The sequence below is a fragment of the Methanoculleus methanifontis genome, assembly GCF_030464365.1.
Lineage (GTDB): Archaea > Halobacteriota > Methanomicrobia > Methanomicrobiales > Methanoculleaceae > Methanoculleus > Methanoculleus methanifontis.
Genome location: NZ_VCYI01000014.1, coordinates 59,702 through 76,617, shown reverse-complemented (window position 1 = coordinate 76,617; position 16,916 = coordinate 59,702). Strand labels below are relative to the sequence as shown.

Annotated in this window: 14 protein-coding genes and 1 tRNA gene; 9 read left to right on the top strand and 6 right to left on the bottom strand. The window is 62.2% G+C overall.

Annotation, left to right across the window (positions count from 1 at the left end; genetic code table 11):
• Positions 1-117 precede the first annotated feature (117 nt).
• The 6 genes from FGW20_RS10740 (at position 118) to glgP (ending at position 11,454) form a co-directional block, all read left to right on the top strand.
• Positions 118-1,581 carry an alpha-amylase gene (locus FGW20_RS10740; RefSeq protein ID WP_367617948.1) on the top strand — a complete coding sequence of 488 codons (1,464 nt, stop codon included), beginning with the start codon at positions 118-120 and terminating at the stop codon, positions 1,579-1,581.
• Positions 1,563-2,735: a glycosyltransferase family 4 protein gene (locus FGW20_RS10735; protein WP_301678086.1), complete on the top strand. Its 1,173-nt coding sequence runs from the start codon at positions 1,563-1,565 to the stop codon at positions 2,733-2,735. The genes FGW20_RS10740 and FGW20_RS10735 overlap by 19 nt, the downstream gene beginning before the upstream one ends.
• Before the next feature lie 4 nt (positions 2,736-2,739).
• Positions 2,740-4,668 carry a 1,4-alpha-glucan branching protein GlgB gene (gene glgB / locus FGW20_RS10730; RefSeq protein WP_301678085.1) on the top strand — a complete coding sequence of 643 codons (1,929 nt, stop codon included), beginning with the start codon at positions 2,740-2,742 and terminating at the stop codon, positions 4,666-4,668.
• Between the two features lie 6 nt (positions 4,669-4,674).
• A complete protein-coding gene (locus tag FGW20_RS10725) occupies positions 4,675-7,050 on the top strand; it encodes a DUF3536 domain-containing protein (protein ID WP_301678084.1) in 2,376 nt (791 codons plus the stop codon).
• Between the two features lie 13 nt (positions 7,051-7,063).
• Positions 7,064-8,560, top strand: coding sequence for a 4-alpha-glucanotransferase (malQ, locus tag FGW20_RS10720; RefSeq protein ID WP_301678083.1), 1,497 nt, complete (start codon positions 7,064-7,066; stop codon positions 8,558-8,560).
• A 647-nt stretch (positions 8,561-9,207) separates the two neighbouring features.
• The gene (glgP, locus tag FGW20_RS10715; RefSeq protein ID WP_301678082.1) at positions 9,208-11,454 is read left to right on the top strand and encodes an alpha-glucan family phosphorylase; all 2,247 of its coding nucleotides are present in this window, start codon (positions 9,208-9,210) and stop codon (positions 11,452-11,454) included.
• 25 nt (positions 11,455-11,479) lie between these two features.
• Here glgP and FGW20_RS10710 read toward each other — a convergent pair whose 3' ends face one another.
• From FGW20_RS10710 to FGW20_RS10700, 3 genes are all read right to left on the bottom strand, one after another.
• A complete protein-coding gene (locus FGW20_RS10710; protein ID WP_301678081.1) occupies positions 11,480-11,809 on the bottom strand; it encodes a hypothetical protein in 330 nt (109 codons plus the stop codon).
• Between the two features lie 328 nt (positions 11,810-12,137).
• Entirely contained in the window at positions 12,138-12,890 is a 753-nt protein-coding gene (locus tag FGW20_RS10705) for a roadblock/LC7 domain-containing protein (protein ID WP_301678080.1), read from the bottom strand.
• A gap of 62 nt (positions 12,891-12,952) precedes the next feature.
• Positions 12,953-13,381, bottom strand: coding sequence for a HAMP domain-containing protein (locus FGW20_RS10700; RefSeq protein WP_301678079.1), 429 nt, complete (start codon positions 13,379-13,381; stop codon positions 12,953-12,955).
• A 397-nt stretch (positions 13,382-13,778) separates the two neighbouring features.
• Between FGW20_RS10700 and FGW20_RS10695 the strand changes: the two genes are divergently transcribed.
• Positions 13,779-14,372: an MJ0548 connectase family domain-containing protein gene (locus FGW20_RS10695; RefSeq protein ID WP_301678078.1), complete on the top strand. Its 594-nt coding sequence runs from the start codon at positions 13,779-13,781 to the stop codon at positions 14,370-14,372.
• 76 nt (positions 14,373-14,448) lie between these two features.
• Here FGW20_RS10695 and eif1A read toward each other — a convergent pair whose 3' ends face one another.
• Complete coding sequence (eif1A, locus tag FGW20_RS10690) at positions 14,449-14,766, bottom strand: translation initiation factor eIF-1A (protein WP_301678095.1); 318 nt, start codon at positions 14,764-14,766, stop codon at positions 14,449-14,451.
• Between the two features lie 317 nt (positions 14,767-15,083).
• Between eif1A and FGW20_RS10685 the strand changes: the two genes are divergently transcribed.
• A complete protein-coding gene (locus tag FGW20_RS10685) occupies positions 15,084-15,344 on the top strand; it encodes an RNA recognition motif domain-containing protein (protein ID WP_011844098.1) in 261 nt (86 codons plus the stop codon).
• A gap of 373 nt (positions 15,345-15,717) precedes the next feature.
• Positions 15,718-15,972, top strand: coding sequence for a DUF2795 domain-containing protein (locus FGW20_RS10680; protein WP_301678077.1), 255 nt, complete (start codon positions 15,718-15,720; stop codon positions 15,970-15,972).
• Positions 15,973-16,020: 48 nt separating this feature from the next.
• Here the strand turns inward: FGW20_RS10680 and FGW20_RS10675 are convergent, their stop codons facing one another.
• Both FGW20_RS10675 and FGW20_RS10670 read right to left on the bottom strand, forming a co-directional pair.
• The gene (locus FGW20_RS10675) at positions 16,021-16,509 is read right to left on the bottom strand and encodes an SAM-dependent methyltransferase (RefSeq protein ID WP_301678076.1); all 489 of its coding nucleotides are present in this window, start codon (positions 16,507-16,509) and stop codon (positions 16,021-16,023) included.
• 278 nt (positions 16,510-16,787) lie between these two features.
• Positions 16,788-16,872: transfer RNA gene (locus tag FGW20_RS10670), tRNA-Leu, on the bottom strand.
• Between the last annotated feature and the right edge of the window lie 44 nt (positions 16,873-16,916).

Sequence of the window (16,916 nt, the reverse complement as noted above, 5' to 3'; positions counted from 1 at the left end):
ATCGCCGTTCACGCCTTCCCGCATGCCGTCGGTGCATCGGAGTCGGGAGAGGCGGACAGGATCGATGGCGCCCCGGAGCCGACGACATTTATATACGGAAACGGACATCTACCACCGATGACGGGCGAGGGCTTAAATCCACCGAAGGTCTGCCTGGGATTCGATATTCATTATCCATGCTATCTCAATCCCGGGTTTCAACCTGATCTGGTAAAGGGAAAGAGAAACGTAAAAGAGAGTTACTTTAACCCGGACGTGAAGGAAGACCTGGGAGGGGTCATCGACCGCTCCTTCCGACCGACGACGGAACTCCTCCTCGAACTCCTTGATGAGGGGTTTACGTGCGCCTTTGCGATATCCGGAACGGTGGTGGAGAACCTCGGTGCGTGGTACCCGGAGATGCTCGAACTTCTCTCCCGTGCGGCAACCCACCCAAACGCCGAACTCCTCGCCGGGACCTACTACCACAGCGTCGCCGGGCAGTTCACCGATCTCACGGAGTTCACGGACGAACTTCTCATGCACCGAAACCTGATGAAGAAGCACTTCTCGGTCACGCCGACCACGTTTGCGCATACCGACTACCCGATCACCCCGGCCACCGCAGAGGCGCTTGCCGGGGCCGGAATTGAGGCGGTCATCATCGAGGGAGGGGAGGGGCCCGCTCTTGAGAGGGACCCGAACCATACCTACACCTACCGGGGCCTCCCGGTCCTCGTCACCCACTGCGATCTCGCCGACGACATCGCCGTGCGGTTTCCGTGGCGGGGGTGGGACAAGTGGCCGCTGATGGCCGACCAGTATGCGGGGTGGCTCTCCGTATCCCCCGGCGACTGCATCACGCTCTTCCTCGACTACCGCATCTTCGGGGACTTCATCGGCCTCGAGGCGGGCATCCTCGAGTTCCTGCGTGCGCTCCCGTCCGCCCTCGCCACGGAGGGGATAGAGACCATACTCCCCTCAAACGCTGCCCGGCTTCCACCGCACGAGGAGATCGAGGAGATCGGGGAGACCGGCGACCCGACCGGCTTGCCGGGCCGGCAGAGGACCATCATGCAGCAGTCCGCCCTCGAGGCTCTCGAGGAGGCCGGGGGCCTGGTGACAGACGCGGAGGTCTGGCGCTGCCTCCTTGAGACCGAGCATATTCGCCGGATGGCCATGCGCTCGACCTCGTGCGGAAAACCGCTTCACGCCGTCAGCCACCAGGTGACCTACGACTACTTCGCCTCATTTATGCGGATCCTCTCGCACGCCGAGGAGCGGTCTGCAACCATCGCCCGGTCGCCCAAGGCCGCTCTCTCGCTCCGTTGCGTCCCCCCGGATAAGGCGTTCTACTTCTCGTCATATGACCGGCCGGCCGGGTACGCCGCCCATAGTCTTCAGGAACTCGCAAATATGCTCGAGTTTGCCCCGGACGATGTCATCCGGTACCACGTGGAGCGGGAAGACTTCAACCGCTGGATCGCCCAGGTCATCGGCGACACGCAACTGGCGGAGAAGATCTGGGGCATCTACGACCGCAGGAGACTCCGAACGATGATTAAGAAGAGGATCAACAAACTATGGAAACGCTTAAGTTAGCATTCTTCTGCTGGGAGTCGCTCCACTCCACGTTCAAGGTGGGCGGCCTTGCGCCGGCGGCGACCCGCCTCGCCGAGCGCCTCGCCTGGAAGGGCCACGAGGTCCACTTCTTCACGCGGGGAGAGCCGGGAGATGCAGTGATCAACAATGTCCACTACCACTACTGCCTGCCGTACGGCGACAACATCATCGAGTACTGCAGGACGATGAGCAACATGCTCGTGGATTCATTCCGCGCTTACGACGCGCCGCCGTTCGACATCCTCCACTTCCACGACTGGCATCTCGTTGAGGCGCTGCATGCCCTCCGCGAACGAAACACCGTGCTCTCCTTCCACTCCACCGAGTACGGGCGGCACGGGGGGAACTTCGGGGGCTGGTGGGAGTTTCAGGAGATATCGGGCAAAGAGTGGTACGGGGGCTACATCGCGAAGGCGGTCACGACCGTCTCGAACTCGACAAAGACCGAGGTGATGTGGCTCTACAACGTCCCCGAATGGAAGGTCACCGTCATCCCGAACGGCATCGACCCCGATGCCTACCGCGCCCGGGTCGACCCGGGCGAGGTGAAGAAACGCTACGGCATCCACCCGCTCGCGCCGGTCGTCCTCTTCGTCGGGCGCCTCACCTACCAGAAAGGGCCCGACCTCCTGATGCAGGCCATACCCGAGATCCTCGCCAAACGCTGGGACGTGCAGTTCCTCTTCGCCGGCACCGGGGATATGCGCGGTTACCTGGAGGGGATGGCGCACGGTCTTCCTGTCCAGTTCCTCGGCTACGTCTCCGACGAAGATCACATCCGGCTCCTGAACGCCTGCGACCTCGTCGCCATCCCGAGCAGGAACGAGCCGTTCGGGCTCGTCCTCACGGAGGCCTGGAGCGCGGAGCGTTGCGTCGTCGCGACCGACGTCGGGGGGCTCGCCGAAAACATCGATAACTTCAGGAACGGGATCAAGGTGCCCGTCCGGTCGGACTCGATCGCCTGGGGGGTCTGCCACCTCATCGACGATCCGGCCTACATGCAGAAACTCGGGAGAGCCGGGCGCAGGAAAGTGATGGAGAAGTTCCGGTGGGGCGTCGTCACGGAACGGATGCTCGGCGTCTACAGGGGCATCCCTCCGGCAGGCCGCGATGAAGATACATGGGACGGGTGAGAGCATGCAGCAGACGTTGCCCGATATCACGAAGACCGGGACGCTCGTCACCGACTACGACGTCTACCTCTTCCGGCAGGGGAACCATACCCGCCTCTACGAGAAACTGGGCGCGTATCCCGCCGTCGCCGACGGTGTGCAGGGGACGTTCTTTTCCGTCTGGGCGCCGAACGCCGCGGAAGTCTCGGTCATCGGAAACTTCAACGGGTGGAAGGCGGGCGAAGACCCGCTCGCGGCGCGGGGCGACGACTCCGGCATCTGGGAGGGGTTCGTCCCGGAACTCGGCCAGGGAGCGCTCTACAAGTACCACATCAGGAGCAGGTACCACGACTACCGCGTGGAGAAGGGCGACCCGTTCGCCCGCTTCTGGGAGGTTCCGCCGAAGACCGCGTCCGTTGTCTGGGACACTGCCTACGCCTGGCGCGACCGGTCGTGGATGCGCTGCCGGGAAGAGGCGAACACCCCGGACGGCCCGATATCCGTCTACGAGGCTCATATCGGTTCGTGGCGGATGCCGGAGGGGGAGAGGCGGTGCATGAACTACCGGGAGATCGCAACCGAACTCGCCGACTACCTGCTCGAGGCGGGGTTCACACACGTCGAGTTCCTCCCGGTCATGGAGCACCCGCTCTACGCCTCCTGGGGCTACCAGACGCTCGGCTACTTCGCCCCCACGAGCAGGTTCGGCACCCCGCAGGATTTCATGCACCTCGTCGAGCACCTCCACCTGCGCGGGATCGGGGTGATCCTCGACTGGGTGCCGTCCCACTTCCCGTCCGACGGCTACGGCCTCTCCTACTTCGACGGCACCTACCTCTACGAGCATGCCCTTCCCGGCCAGCGCTACCACCCGGAATGGAAGAGTTGCATCTTCAACCTCGCGAGGAACGAGGTCAGGTCGTTTCTCATCAGCAGCGCCGTCTTCTGGCTCGAACGCTACCACGCGGACGGTCTGAGGGTCGACGCGGTCTCCTCGATGCTCTACCTCGATTACGCCCGGAGCGCCGGAGAATGGACGCCGAACGTCTACGGCGGGCGGGAGAACCTCGAGGCGATGGTGTTTCTCCGGAAGGTGAACGACACCATCCACGCAAACTTCCCGGACGTCCTCGTCATCGCCGAGGAGGCGACCTCCTGGCCGGGGGTGACTGCCCCGACCGCAACCGGGGGGCTCGGGTTCGACCTGAAGTGGAACATGGGCTGGATGCACGATGCGCTGGACTACTTCACGCTCGACCCGGTCTTTCGGAAGTACCGTCCCGATCTCCTGACGTTCAGCATATGGTACGCGTTCTCCGAGCGCTACGTCCTCCCCCTCTCGCACGACGAGGTCGTTCACGAGAAAAGTTCGCTCATCGGGAAGATGCCCGGCGACGAGTGGCGGAAACGGGCGAACCTTCGTCTCCTCTTCGGGTATATGTTCACGCACCCGGGCAAGAAACTCCTCTTCATGGGCGGGGAGTTCGGGCAGTGGTCTGAGTGGGGCCACGAGACCGGGCTTGAGTGGAACCTCCTGCAGTACGCCCCGCACCAGGGGGTATTCCGGTGGGTCGCCGACTTGAACCGCCTCTACCGGCGGGAACCCGCCCTCCACGAGCGGGACGCCGATCCGGCGGGGTTCGAGTGGGTCGACTTCTCGGACGTCGAGAAGAGCGTCGTCAGTTACCTGCGGCGGGGGCGGTCGGCCGACGACGTCGTCCTGGTCGTCTGCAACTTCACCCCGGTGCCGCGCTACGACTACCGGGTCGGCGTCCCGTTCGGCGGGTTCTGGAAAGAGGTGCTCAACAGCGATGCGGTCGAGTACGGCGGGAGCGGTGTCGGGAACCTCGGCGGGGTGGAAGCGGAGCGAATCCCGGCCCACGGCCGGTCGTGTTCGCTTCCGCTCACCCTGCCCCCGCTCGGGGTGGTCGTCTTCTGTCCCGAGGGGGCGTGACGATTGATGCGTGCCGTCTGCATCCACGGGCATTTCTACCAGCCCCCGCGCGAGAACCCCTGGCTCGGCGAGGTGGGGGTGCAGCGTTCCGCCGCACCGTACCACGACTGGAACGAACGGGTGACCGCGGAGTGTTACGCCCCGAACACCGCCGCACGCATCCTCGATGATGACGGGATGATCGAGGAACTCGTGAACAACTACGCACGGATCAGTTTCACGGCCGCACCGACGCTTTTTGCCTGGCTCGAGCGCCACCGGCCGGATATCTACGGTGCGATTCTCGACGCCGACCGCGAGAGCCGGGAGCGCTACGGCGGCCACGGGTCCGCGATCGCCTGCTGCTACAACCACGTCATCATGCCGCTCGCGGCCCGGCGGGATAAGCACACCCAGGTTGCCTGGGGTGTCCGTGACTTTGCGTCACGGTTCGGCCGGGAACCCGAAGGAATGTGGCTTTCGGAGACGGCGGTCGATATCGAGTCGCTGGATCTGATGGCGGCAGCAGGGATCCGGTACACCGTCCTCGCCCCCCACCAGGCCGCAGGCGTGCGGGCGATCGGGGAAGAAGGCTGGACGGACATCCCGGACGGGCGGGTCGAGACGAGGATGCCCTACCTCTGCCGCCTGCCTTCCGGGGGGAGCATCGCGGTCTTCTTCTACGATGGGGCAATCTCCCGCGACGTCGCGTTCGGCGACCTCCTCTCCGACGGGCGGCGGTTTGCCGACCGGCTGACGGGCGCGTTCTCCCGGGAGAGAGGCCGCCCGGAACTCGTGCATATCGCGACCGACGCCGAGACCTACGGCCATCACCGCGAGTTCGGTGAGATGGCGCTCGCCTACTGCCTCCGGGAAATCGAGGCGCACCGCGACGTCCGCCTCACGGTCTACGGCGAGTACCTCGACGTCCACCCGCCCACGCACGAGGCCGCCGTCTGCGAGAGGACGTCCTGGAGCTGCGCCCACGGCATCGAGCGGTGGCGTGGGGAGTGCGGGTGCCATAGCGGGCTACACCCCGGGTGGTCGCAGGCGTGGCGCGGACCGCTCCGGGAGGCGATCGAGATGGTCAGGGACGCTCTCGCTCCCCGGTCGGAGGAGGCGCTCACTCCTCTCGTCCGCGACCCCGCTGAGGCCCGCGACGACGCCGTCGATCTCGTCCTCGCCGGGTGGTCGGATGAGTGCGTGGCGGCGTTCTTCGCGCGGCACGCGCCCGGCGGCATCGATGCCGAAGGCCGGCAGAGGGTGCTCTCCCTCCTTGAAGCGGAGCGGCAGGCGATGCTGATGCAGACGAGCTGCGGCTGGTTCTTCGACGACATCACGGAGCCGGGGAGCGTTCAGGTGATGCGGCACGCGAAGCGGGCGATGGATCTTGCGCGGCAGGTTCTCGGGCTCGACCTCGAGGTGCGGTTCGTGGAGTTCCTCCGCCGTGCTCCGGTGAACGATCCGGGGTACGCGACCGGGGCGGAGGTCTACGACGCCCTGGTCCTGCCGGCGGCGGTCGATCTGTCCCGGATCGCGGCCGGGACTGCTCTCTATGCGCTCTTCGGCCTCGAGCACCCTGCGGCTGCGTCGGGGATGTACGCCGTCGGCGTAGACTGGCCGTACCGCCTGAACGCGAAAGAACGCCGTATCCTCGGGACCGTCCGGGTGCGGTCGCGAGCGACGGGGGAGGAGGCGCTCTTCGATACGGGCGCGTGCTTCAGCGGGATCGACCGGGTTGTCATCGGTGTGCGCGAACCCGGGGCCGGCGAGGCGTTCAGGACGGTATGGGATAACTCCGATCCGGCCGGGACGATACCCGGAACCTTCTCCCGGGTCTACACCGCGTCCGACCTCTCCGATGAAGAGCGATGGGCGGTCGCCCGCGAGATCGCACCCGGTATCGGGGACACCGTCTCCCGGGTTTATCGTGATTCGGCGGCGCTGATCGGAGTGCTTGACGACCTCGGGATCCCCGCACCGGGAGCCGCCGTCCGTCTTCAGGCGCACGCCCGCGCCGAACGGCTGTTCGCGATGCTCAAGGAGGGGTGTCCCGACCCCGGGCGGTTCTTCGCGCTCGCGGAGGAGGTGCGGAGAGAGAGTATCGAGCCCGATCTCGCGGCCCTCGGGGAGGCGGCGAGCAGGCGGATCACGCTCGTTCTCCGGGCGGCAGCGGCCCGACCGGATGATCCCGCTCCGCTCGAAGAGGTCTCCCGCATCGTCAGGTGTGCAAAGGTATTTCCTCTACCGCTCGCTCTATGGGAGAGCCAGAACATCTGCGTCGGGATGCGCGGGCACTATGCGGAGGCGCGGGAGCGTGCCGGCCGGGGTGACGGGGGTGCAGGTAGATGGGTGGAGGCCTTCGGGAGGGTGGCGGCATGCCTCGGCGTGCGGGTGACGTAGGGGGGAGACGGGTATGAACCGGCGGAGCAGCGGGGTTCTCCTGCACATCACGTCGCTGCCGTCGCCGTACGGGATCGGCGATCTCGGACCCGCGGCGTACCGGTTCGTGGATCTCCTCAGCCAGGCAGGGCAGCGCTTCTGGCAGATCCTCCCTCTCAACCCGACATGCCCGGTGTTCGGCAACTCGCCCTACCAGGGCACATCGGCGTTTGCCGGCAACACCTGGCTTATCAGCCCCGAACAGATGGTCGCAGACGGCTTCCTCGCTCCGGAGGATATCGCGGACCCGCCAGGCTTCCCGGAGGACCGGGTCGACTACCAGGCGGTTCTCGACTACAAGAACGGCCTCTTTGATAAGGCGTTCGCGCGGTTCAAGGAGCGCGGGCCCGACTTCCGCTATAAGGACTTCGCAGCCGACAGCGTCTCGTGGCTCGACGACTACGCTCTATTCGTGGCCCTCAAGGAGGAGTTTTCGGGGAAGGTCTGGGGAGACTGGCCGGTCGGGATCCGGGACCGGCGCGAGGAGGCGCTTCAAAAGCGCGGCACCGAACTTGCCGACCGGATCTTCCGCGAGAAGTTTCTCCAGTACGTCTTCGACCACCAGTGGGGGGTGCTCAAGAACCACTGCCGCATGCGCCACCTCCAGATCATCGGGGATATCCCCATTTACCTCACCTACGACAGCGTCGATCTCTGGGCAAACCCGGGGCTCTTCAAACTTGACGAGCAGAAGAAGCCGGCCGCTGTCTCAGGTGTTCCCCCGGATATGTTCAGCGAGACCGGGCAGCTCTGGGGGAACCCGGTCTACAACTGGGATGCACACCGGGAGCAGGGATTCGCGTGGTGGGAGAGCCGGATCGACCGCACCCTCACCCTCGTCGACCGGCTGCGCCTCGACCATTTCCGGGGGTTCGTGCAGTTCTGGGAGGTTCCGGGCGGGGAAGAGACCGCACAGAACGGGCAATGGGTCGACGCACCCGGCAGGGACCTCTTCACGCTGCTTGCACGGAGCAGGTCGTGCCTTCCCATAATCGCCGAAGACCTCGGCTACATCACTCCCGACGTCCATGAGATGATGGCGTATTTCGGGTTCCCAGGGATGAAGATCCTGACCTTCGGCTTCTCCGGCGACGTCGCACAAAATCCCCACGCACCTCACAACATCACAAAAAACTGCGTCGTCTACACGGGGACACACGACAACAACGCCGTCCGGGGGTGGTTCGAGCACGAGACCTCCGACGACCAGAAGAACCTCCTGTTCCGCTACATCGGAGGGCCGGTGAGCGGCGATGAAATGCACCGGATCCTCATCCGTCTCGCGATGCTCTCCCCCGCCGATACCGTCATTGTCCCGATGCAGGACATCCTCGGCCTCGGGGAGGAGGCGCGGATGAACCGGCCGGGCACAACGGACGGGAACTGGGAATGGCGGCTCCGGCCGGAGCAGGCAGGGGAAGAGAGCATGCGGGAGTTCGCCGAGGTAACGGGGATCTATGGAAGGTGGTGAAGGAAGGGCGGATATCGAAAAATGGATTTCGAGTATCGCTAGATACACCAGCCAAGAAAGCTGGATTGCGGGGCTGCGCACCTTCGGCCAGTCACATATCGCACTTGGTGGTGCTCCTGCTCCAGTTCTACCGAATCATCGCAATCGCCACGCACTGCCCGCCCCCCTGGGGGCGGGAGGAGCGCGAAGCGCGGGTGGTGGGGGCTACAGAGATTCGTTACAACGTGGAGACAGGGGAGGGGGGATGCTCCCCCCTCAAAGGCCTTCGGCCTTCTCGTGCTCCGTTCCTGTCGGAACATCGCACTCCCCGTCAGCCCCACCCCTAGTGGCGATATCCAGTGGAAATCCGTGCACACCATCTGCAACAGGTAAGAGCGAAACAACCAACAGGGGAGTTAAACCCGCCCTACATCGTCACCCTACCGCCCCGTGGCAGGATCACAGCAGGAAGTAGCCGAGCAACCCCTTGAACCTCCGGTCCCTCTCCTGCCACACCATTTACCGGGGGCACCCGCCCAAGACCCTGACACATCCCAATAAGCACCATATTAACTTTTATTTTTTATTTTCTCAACAGTCTGAGGAAATATGGAAACATATATAATAATAAACAGGGACAGTACACCAACCAAAAGGGGACAGGATTCATGGAATACTCCATACATGATCAATTCGATCACGTCCCGGAGCGGCTCTCCGGGCTCGTCGACCTCGCATACAACCTCTGGTGGAGCTGGAACGCGGAAGCCCGGATACTCTTCAAGCAACTGAACCATCAGGCCTGGAAAGCAAGCGTCCACAACCCGGTCCGGATGCTGCGCGAGATTCCGGTCGAGTTCCTGAACAGGGCGGCGGCGGACCCGGAGTACCTCCGCCGCTACGAGATCGTCATGCACCGGTTCAGGAAGTACATGAGCACTGCCGGGACCTGGTTCTCCGAGGAGTACGACGACCGGCCTCCATTGACGGTCGCCTACTTCTCGGCGGAGTACGGGCTTCACCACTCGCTTCCTATCTACGCAGGGGGGCTCGGGTTCCTCGCCGGAGACCACTTAAAAGAGGCAAGCGACCTCGGTCTCCCGATGGTCGCCGTCGGGTTCCTCTATTCGCAGGGTTACCTGCACCAGCAGATCAACCACGACGGCTGGCAGGAGGACGTCACCGAACCCCTCGACCGCGATGCGGCGCCCGTCTTCCCGGTGCTCGACGCCGACGGCGAAGACCTGGTGGTCCGGGTTCCCCACATCGACCCGCCCATCTACGTCGCCGTCCGGAAGGTGCAGGTCGGCAGGATTCCGCTCTACCTCCTGGACACGGATATCCCTTGCAACGACCCCGAGAACCGGGGCATATCGTCCCGGCTGTATGCCGGTGACCAGGAGCAGCGGCTCCGGCAGGAGATCGTCCTCGGCATCGGCGGGAGGAAGGTGCTCCACGCCCTCGGTATCGGGTACGCGGCGGTGCACCTGAACGAGGGTCACCCGGCGTTCGCGCTGCTCGAGCGGATCCGTGAGCGGGTCGAGCGGGGGATGGAGTTCGAGGAAGCGCTCGAGGAGGTGCGGGCAACCTCCGTCTTCACCACGCACACACCCGTTCCTGCAGGCCACGACGTCTTCTCCGTCGACCTCATCGACCGCTACTTCGCGCCCTACTACGCGGCGCTCGGCATCGACCGGATCAGGTTCCTGCAGCTCGGTGTCCACCCGGAAAGCCCCGCCTCGGGGTTCAACATGACTGCGTTCGCCCTGCGCGCGTCGGCGCATCATAACGGGGTTTCGCGTGCAAACGGGGCCGTCGCCTGCGATATGTGGAAATGCCTCTGGCCCGGACCCGCGGAAGCGGCGGTGCCCATCGACTACGTCACGAACGGCGTCCACGTGCCGACCTGGCTGAACCCCCGGATGAAGGCGCTCTACGACCGGCATATCGGCCCGACCTCGCCCGACTGGCTCCCGGAGCACGACGATCCGGTGATGTGGGAACTCATCGACGAGATCCCGGACGCCGAACTCTGGGAACTCCATCTCTGGCTGAAGGCAAAACTCATCAACCGGCTCCGGGAGCGTGAGCGGCTCCGATGGACGGCACGTCCTGGTGGGGCGCCGAACTCCGCGGTCGAAGGCGCGTTTCTCAACCCCTCCGTCCTGACGATCGGGTTTGCCCGGCGGTTCTCGACCTACAAGCGTGCATACCTCATCTTCGATGACCTGGAACGGTTGAAACGCATCTTAAACAACCCCTGGCGACCCGTCCAGATCATCTTCGCCGGCAAGGCTCACCCGGCCGACAACGAGGGCAAGGAAGTGCTCCGGCAGATCTACCGCTACACGCAGGACCCCGGATTCGGAGGAAGGGTCGCGTTTATCGAGGACTACAACGACCAGGTTGCCCGGTACCTGGTGCACGGCGTCGACGTCTGGCTGAACAACCCCCTGCCCCCGATGGAGGCGAGCGGCACGAGCGGGATGAAAGCATCGCTCAACGGGGTGCTGAATCTCTCCATCATGGACGGCTGGTGGATCGAAGGCTACAACAGCAGAAACGGCTGGGCGTTCGGGGAAACGGCGGCCGACTGCGGGGCGAGGGACGGCATCGACGCCGCAGCGATCTACGACCTCCTGGAGAGGGAGGTCATCCCGCTCTACTACGACCGCTCCATCGACGATATCCCCCACGGGTGGGTGAAGATGATGAAAGAGGCGATCAGGAGCAACGGTCCCCGGTTCTCATCCCGCCGGATGGTGAAGGAGTACGTCGCCCGGTACTACCCGTCGCTCCTGAAGGGCGCGGGGGCGGCATACGCCCGATACCCGTCAACAGCGAAACCCCGGCGGTCGCCGGCCTGGGGACCACAGTTGCAGGGGAAGGAAGCAGACGATCTCTTCTCCCCGTGAGCGCGTGAACTGCCGGGGGTCCCCCCTATGAGGGGCCCTCCCGGCCGACTGCGAAGCGGTTACCCTTACGGGCTCCCCTCCTTCGATCCTCCCCGGTGCCCCGCTCCACATGCGGGGATCTGCCACCGGCCCGTGCAACACGCTTCCGTGTCTCCTCGTCGGCGGCCTGGAGACCTCGTGCTCCGTGCGGTGCCCTGCCTCCGGCACTCGCAACCCGCCGACGGGTCTCGATGCTTGCGGCCTGGAGGCCCCGTTCGGTGTGCGGCGCCATCCCGCCAATCCTCGCGACCCGCTGCCGGGTCGCTTCGTCTGCTGATGCAAGGCCGCGTTTTGCCCATTTCTTCTTCCCGCTCATATCGCCACCCCTCCAGATCGCCCGTGTCAGCGGGCGCCTCTTGCAACCGCTACAGGGCGGGGATACCCCCGTTCGCCGTGCTGTTCTCTTCCACGTGGCCTATTAGGCTTTGCCGGCTTCCGGGACGGTCGCTGTCGCCGGATCCCTGCCCCTCTCGCGCTCATGCTCTGCGCTGCCGTCATTCGTCTCCTCCCTATGAGGGGCGAGTGAGTGGAGCAACTATTATAAAATGGTTGTTCTGCCGCCCAAAGCGGCAAAAAACTGTCGATTCAGGCAGGATTGTCCAACGGCAGGAACGAGATTTTCAGGGGGTTCGTACATGATTTGTTCATATCCTGCCCTGCATCTCCTTGATCATCCGTCGTACCTGGCCGAACTGCACCTCCGGCCGGGTGAAGATACAGAGGTATTCATCACCATAGGGAGCGATGACAACGTTTCCACCGCGATAAAAGAGCGCCATCTGGACGAACGACCCGTTTGACGGCGCGACCGATTCCAGGCGGAACGCCCACCGGAGCAGATCCTCGGCGAAGGCGACGGTATACTCGGCATCGATCTTCCCGACCGAAGAGATGCAGAGGCCGTCGGAAAAACGGGCAACACCGGTCACCCCGGGGTGCCGCAGCAACGTCCCGAACGAATCGGGTCCTTCTCCGGGAGACGCATCGTGGGATACAGCGTCTTCGTGCTCCACGGTTTCGCTCACGGCTTCTTCTTGCCTGTAGTTCTCTGCGGGCCGGTCGGTCACGGGAGAGCCGTTGCCGGGCTGCAGAAGAGCCTGCATCTCTGCCGATACGGTGAGGGCCTCCTGCATCTCCCTGGGCTCGTATCGGAAGAGGCCGAAGTCGAGGATGGGCTGGCTGCCGAAGTACTTCAACGCCGGCGGCCCGCTCAGGGATTTCAGCGGGTGCATGAACTGCGCGGCGAGAGGTTCTCCCTTCTGCACCAGCACAAACCCCTTGCCATCCTGCATTGTGACCCGCACCGCCCCGACAAAGTGGGACGTGTGAGAGAGGATCCACCGGAGCGGCGCCTGCATCTCTCCGATTGCCTTACCCTCCGGCAATTTATTCATCATTCGTAACCCTGCCCGACCGCATCAAATGTTTTGAAAACAAGCGTCCTCACCGCCCGTTTCCCCTACTCGGCATCGTCCTTGGCAAGGGTGTCCAGGATCCTGTAAGAGTTGATCAGGCGGTTGAACGCGACTGCGAGTTCACCAATCTCGTCGTTGCTCGTCACCGTGATCTCGACGTTTGTGAGATCGCCCTGGCTTGCACTGGTCGCGGCCTTTGAGAGTTCCTCGATGGGCGTCGTGATGCTCTTTGCAAGGAAGAAACTCCACATAAGAACCATAAAAACCGTGAGCAGGGTCATGATGATGACGCTGTTCTGCAGGCCGAGCGTGGCGATGACGCTCCCGGTGTCTCCCGCTGAGACAATCCCCAGCAGGAGGATAGGGATGACCGCAACGGTGAGCATGCTCGCCATAAGTTTGTAGAACATCGGGATCTGGACGGTGAGGCCGTCCTGGAGTACCCCGATCTCTTGCGAGAAGGTTTCAGCCATAAGAGGGTATTTTCTTATTTTAATATATGAAATTATCCTTTATCAAAAAGTGATCTTAAGACAAAATATCAGATTTTAGCTGATCTAAAAAGTCAATATAAGATTTAGAGCACTTTTATCTAACATGAAACATAATATCCAGAATCCCCGAAAATTACAGTGTCCTTGAATTTCGGCATATATATACGCATGAAAAATGTTTTTAAGCCCACTGTAATTTGTAAACGTTTTTCATGCTCTGGTGTGCCCGGCATCTTGCCGGAGGGAGCTAGCTTTGGACTACAGAAACCCGGCGTGAAACGGCTATCCAGGGGGGCATCGACAGATTGATACAAGTAAGGAAGAGTTGGGGTGAGCACAACTTCCTGCTCCGTGCCGGGGGTTGAGGGTTTATAGTATGACGCTTGTGATTGCTTTCATTGGAAAACAGGGCGCCGTAATGGCGGGGGATATGCGGGAGATCGCGTTCGGAGGGGAGGATTCCCTCATCGAGGAGCTGGAGCGCGAACTTTACGATGGTTCAATCGCCTCCGACAGAGAACTCGCAGAACGGGCGGATGAGATCGGGGTGACGATCCAGGTCAGGGACGACAAAACCAAGGTCTCGCAACGGGATGGGGTGCTCGTCGGCGAGGTGACTGAGACCGAGGGGGCGAAGACCTCAAGAAAGAGGGTTTACGCTACAAAAGGAAGTTACGCGATTGCCGAGGCCGCCGATTCGCGGCTGCGGGTGATGCAGAAAGGGAGGGCGAGCAACTTCGTGGTGCTGGGAAACGAGATCACGAAGAGGGTTGCCAACCAGTGCATCCAGGGCATGTGGGAAGGGGGAACGATCCAGGATGCCCTGCGGCTCATCATGCTCACCATGCAGATAGCGGCAAGCGTAACGGCGTCGGTGAGCAGAACGTTCGTGCTGGTGCATACCGATATCGTGGCGGATATCTCGAGTGCTATCGCTAAAGACTCCCGAAACGGACAAAACTCAGGTTGAGTTCACCCCGATCCGGTGCGGGGCCCTGCCGGAGGCAGGCGACAATGCCTCAACCCCGGCGCGCAAAATGCAGAAATTACTGGCTGAGATAGTTGTGCTTCTTGAGCCAGTCTACCTGGGGCCTGATGTACCGGTAGATGATATCGCACTTCTCGTCCTGGAAACTCCAGGGAACGACAATCAAGAGGTCGCCTTCACGTATCCAGAGCCGCTTTTTGATCTTGCCCTTGATCCTTCCCGTGCGCGTGACGCCGTCCTCGCAGCGGACGCGGATGTGGTTTGCCCCGAGCATCAGGTCGGCCCGGCCGAAGATCTCGCGATTCCTTTTCTTTGGCAATCGTACTCGTACGATCTCGCCACTATTATTGTTCTGTCTTCCTCGTGTATTCGCCAGTTAATCAACTCCGTAATAGGCAGCGGTGAGGGCCGCCCGAATATCTACTAGAGGTATATATAAATGACCCAAGCCACCATTAAAGTATCTGTCCCAGGGAAGATCCGCACAATTGTGACCCCATAGGGCAGATGGCCTTCTGGTTCAGGGGTATCCCACCGCGGATCGATCTTGGGGGCGCCTATGTGCATCGGGGATGCACGGCCCCGGCAGCAGGTGTGACCCCTTACCGGGAGAGCTGCCTCCAAACCGCTCACCAGTATTTCTTCCGAAGGATAATTAAAGTTTGAGCGTACATGTGTGAAGAGGATCTTTGAATGGAAAGCAACAAGCTGTACGTCGGTAACCTCACCTACTCGGTAAATGAGGAACAACTCAAGGAATTATTCAGCCAGTACGGGACGGTAAACGACGTCAGAGTCATCGAGCGCAAAGGCTTCGGGTTTGTCGAGATGTCCAGCCCTGAAGAGGCTGAGGCGGCAAAGGAAGCCCTGAACGACACCGTATTCGAAGGCCGTACCCTGAAGATCGATGAGGCACGGCCCCCGCGACCGAGAAACGACTTCCGGCGGTTCTAAGCGGACCCCGGAGAACAGTATTCCGAATATCCCACATTTTTGAAGAGTCGAGGTTCATGCGAACCTCACCTCTGATTGTCAGGTATGGACAGCTCCGTTATTCCTGTCTTTGCAGCCGTTCCACCGCACGCGACCAAACCCGGCGCCGAGACGCCGCCTCTATCATCAGGAGGCCATCTCCCGCAGGATAGTGCGGGAGAATGGGTGGCCTGTCCGCCCGGCGCAGCCGCCACCACCCCGGGTCCGAAACGTTCTCTCACTGGATTGGCGGTATTTTCTCCAAACACTACAGCAACATTTTTATTTAATCAGATCTATGGAGGCAGCCGTGTGTCTCGCGATGCGGGATGCAGGAAAAAAGGTGGTGAGAACTATGGCAGAAGAGAGACCTTCAATTAAAGGCGGAATGGCCTCTGCAGCACAGGCATCCTCCGTCCAGGAGCTGAGTGCATCCGCATTCCAGAAGTACCTCAGCGGTATGGACTACCCGGCCGGCAAGCAGGACCTGATCAGCCACGCACGGAAGAACAACGCACCCGACGCGGTGATCCAGGTCATCGAGATGTTCCAGGACAAGAGTTTCCAGTCCGCAGCAGACGTGAGCCAGGAGTTCGGTAGGATCAAATAACCCTACATTTTTTTGCACCGTACGGTCAGTCGCGATTCTTTGTATCCCTCATTCCTCGAAGGTGAACTCCGCCGCCCAGTCGAACCCCGGGTTGTCCTCGTACCACTGCGGCCAGTGAGACGACCATGCGGGCACGCTCACTTCCCGAACCCGTTCGGTGGCCGGGAGATAGGGCTTGATGTCCAGCACCGGCGTCGCGTCGTCGGCATCGATATACCCGACCCAGATGACGCCTGACGCGGTATCGATATCGATGACCGGAACCACCGAGAGCGCGATCGGGTTCGGCCGGGCGGGTGACCGGGTGGCGAAGATCCCGACCGTCTCGGGCCCCCTCGTGTACGGTTTTTTGCAGACCGTCTCGTCCCGGCACTCCGGCGTATCGACCCGGTCTACCCACCAGAGCACGACGAGGTGGCTGAACCCGTCAAGTCCCGGAAGCGCGGGCCGAAACGGCCTGGAAATCTTGATCGAGAACGATTCGTTGTCAGCATGCACGGTGCCGACCGGTTTTACAGTGAATGTGCACGTATTCATAATCGTGGCCTTTCCCCGGCACGATCCCGGACGGGTATCGTGCCGCTTGGTCAGGGGTTGACACAGGAGGACTAAAAGGGCTTGAGTCTGCTCCGGGGCAGGGTTGCGGTACCGTTCTGCTGGCCGGAGCGGGAGCGAAAGATGCCATAAGGCGGTTTTCCATGAGATTATAAAGAAGAACCACTTAATGTCCCAACGGAAACACCCGGACAGGAGGAGTAGCTGATGTGGCAGACAAGATAAAGAAGAAGATGCCGAACCCCTCCTGAAAAAATGCATGCGAGAGGCCGGATTCGAACCGGCGAACTCCTACGAGACCAGGCCCTGAACCTGGCGCCTTTGACCTGGCTTGGCAACTCTCGCGCGAATGTGTGGCGACCCTCCGCCGTTGGCGTGCCCCGGCGTTC

Excerpts from the sequence above, each read along its gene's own strand:
- FGW20_RS10740 (WP_367617948.1), top strand. The coding sequence starts at position 118 with ATGACGGGCGAGGGCTTAAATCCACCGAAGGTCTGCCTGGGATTCGAT.
- FGW20_RS10735 (WP_301678086.1), top strand. The coding sequence starts at position 1,563 with ATGGAAACGCTTAAGTTAGCATTCTTCTGCTGGGAGTCGCTCCACTCC.
- glgB (WP_301678085.1), top strand. The coding sequence starts at position 2,740 with ATGCAGCAGACGTTGCCCGATATCACGAAGACCGGGACGCTCGTCACC.
- FGW20_RS10725 (WP_301678084.1), top strand. The coding sequence starts at position 4,675 with ATGCGTGCCGTCTGCATCCACGGGCATTTCTACCAGCCCCCGCGCGAG.
- malQ (WP_301678083.1), top strand. The coding sequence starts at position 7,064 with ATGAACCGGCGGAGCAGCGGGGTTCTCCTGCACATCACGTCGCTGCCG.
- glgP (WP_301678082.1), top strand. The coding sequence starts at position 9,208 with ATGGAATACTCCATACATGATCAATTCGATCACGTCCCGGAGCGGCTC.
- FGW20_RS10710 (WP_301678081.1), bottom strand. The coding sequence starts at position 11,809 with ATGAGCGGGAAGAAGAAATGGGCAAAACGCGGCCTTGCATCAGCAGAC.
- FGW20_RS10705 (WP_301678080.1), bottom strand. The coding sequence starts at position 12,890 with ATGATGAATAAATTGCCGGAGGGTAAGGCAATCGGAGAGATGCAGGCG.
- FGW20_RS10700 (WP_301678079.1), bottom strand. The coding sequence starts at position 13,381 with ATGGCTGAAACCTTCTCGCAAGAGATCGGGGTACTCCAGGACGGCCTC.
- FGW20_RS10695 (WP_301678078.1), top strand. The coding sequence starts at position 13,779 with ATGACGCTTGTGATTGCTTTCATTGGAAAACAGGGCGCCGTAATGGCG.
- FGW20_RS10685 (WP_011844098.1), top strand. The coding sequence starts at position 15,084 with ATGGAAAGCAACAAGCTGTACGTCGGTAACCTCACCTACTCGGTAAAT.
- FGW20_RS10680 (WP_301678077.1), top strand. The coding sequence starts at position 15,718 with ATGGCAGAAGAGAGACCTTCAATTAAAGGCGGAATGGCCTCTGCAGCA.
- FGW20_RS10675 (WP_301678076.1), bottom strand. The coding sequence starts at position 16,509 with ATGAATACGTGCACATTCACTGTAAAACCGGTCGGCACCGTGCATGCT.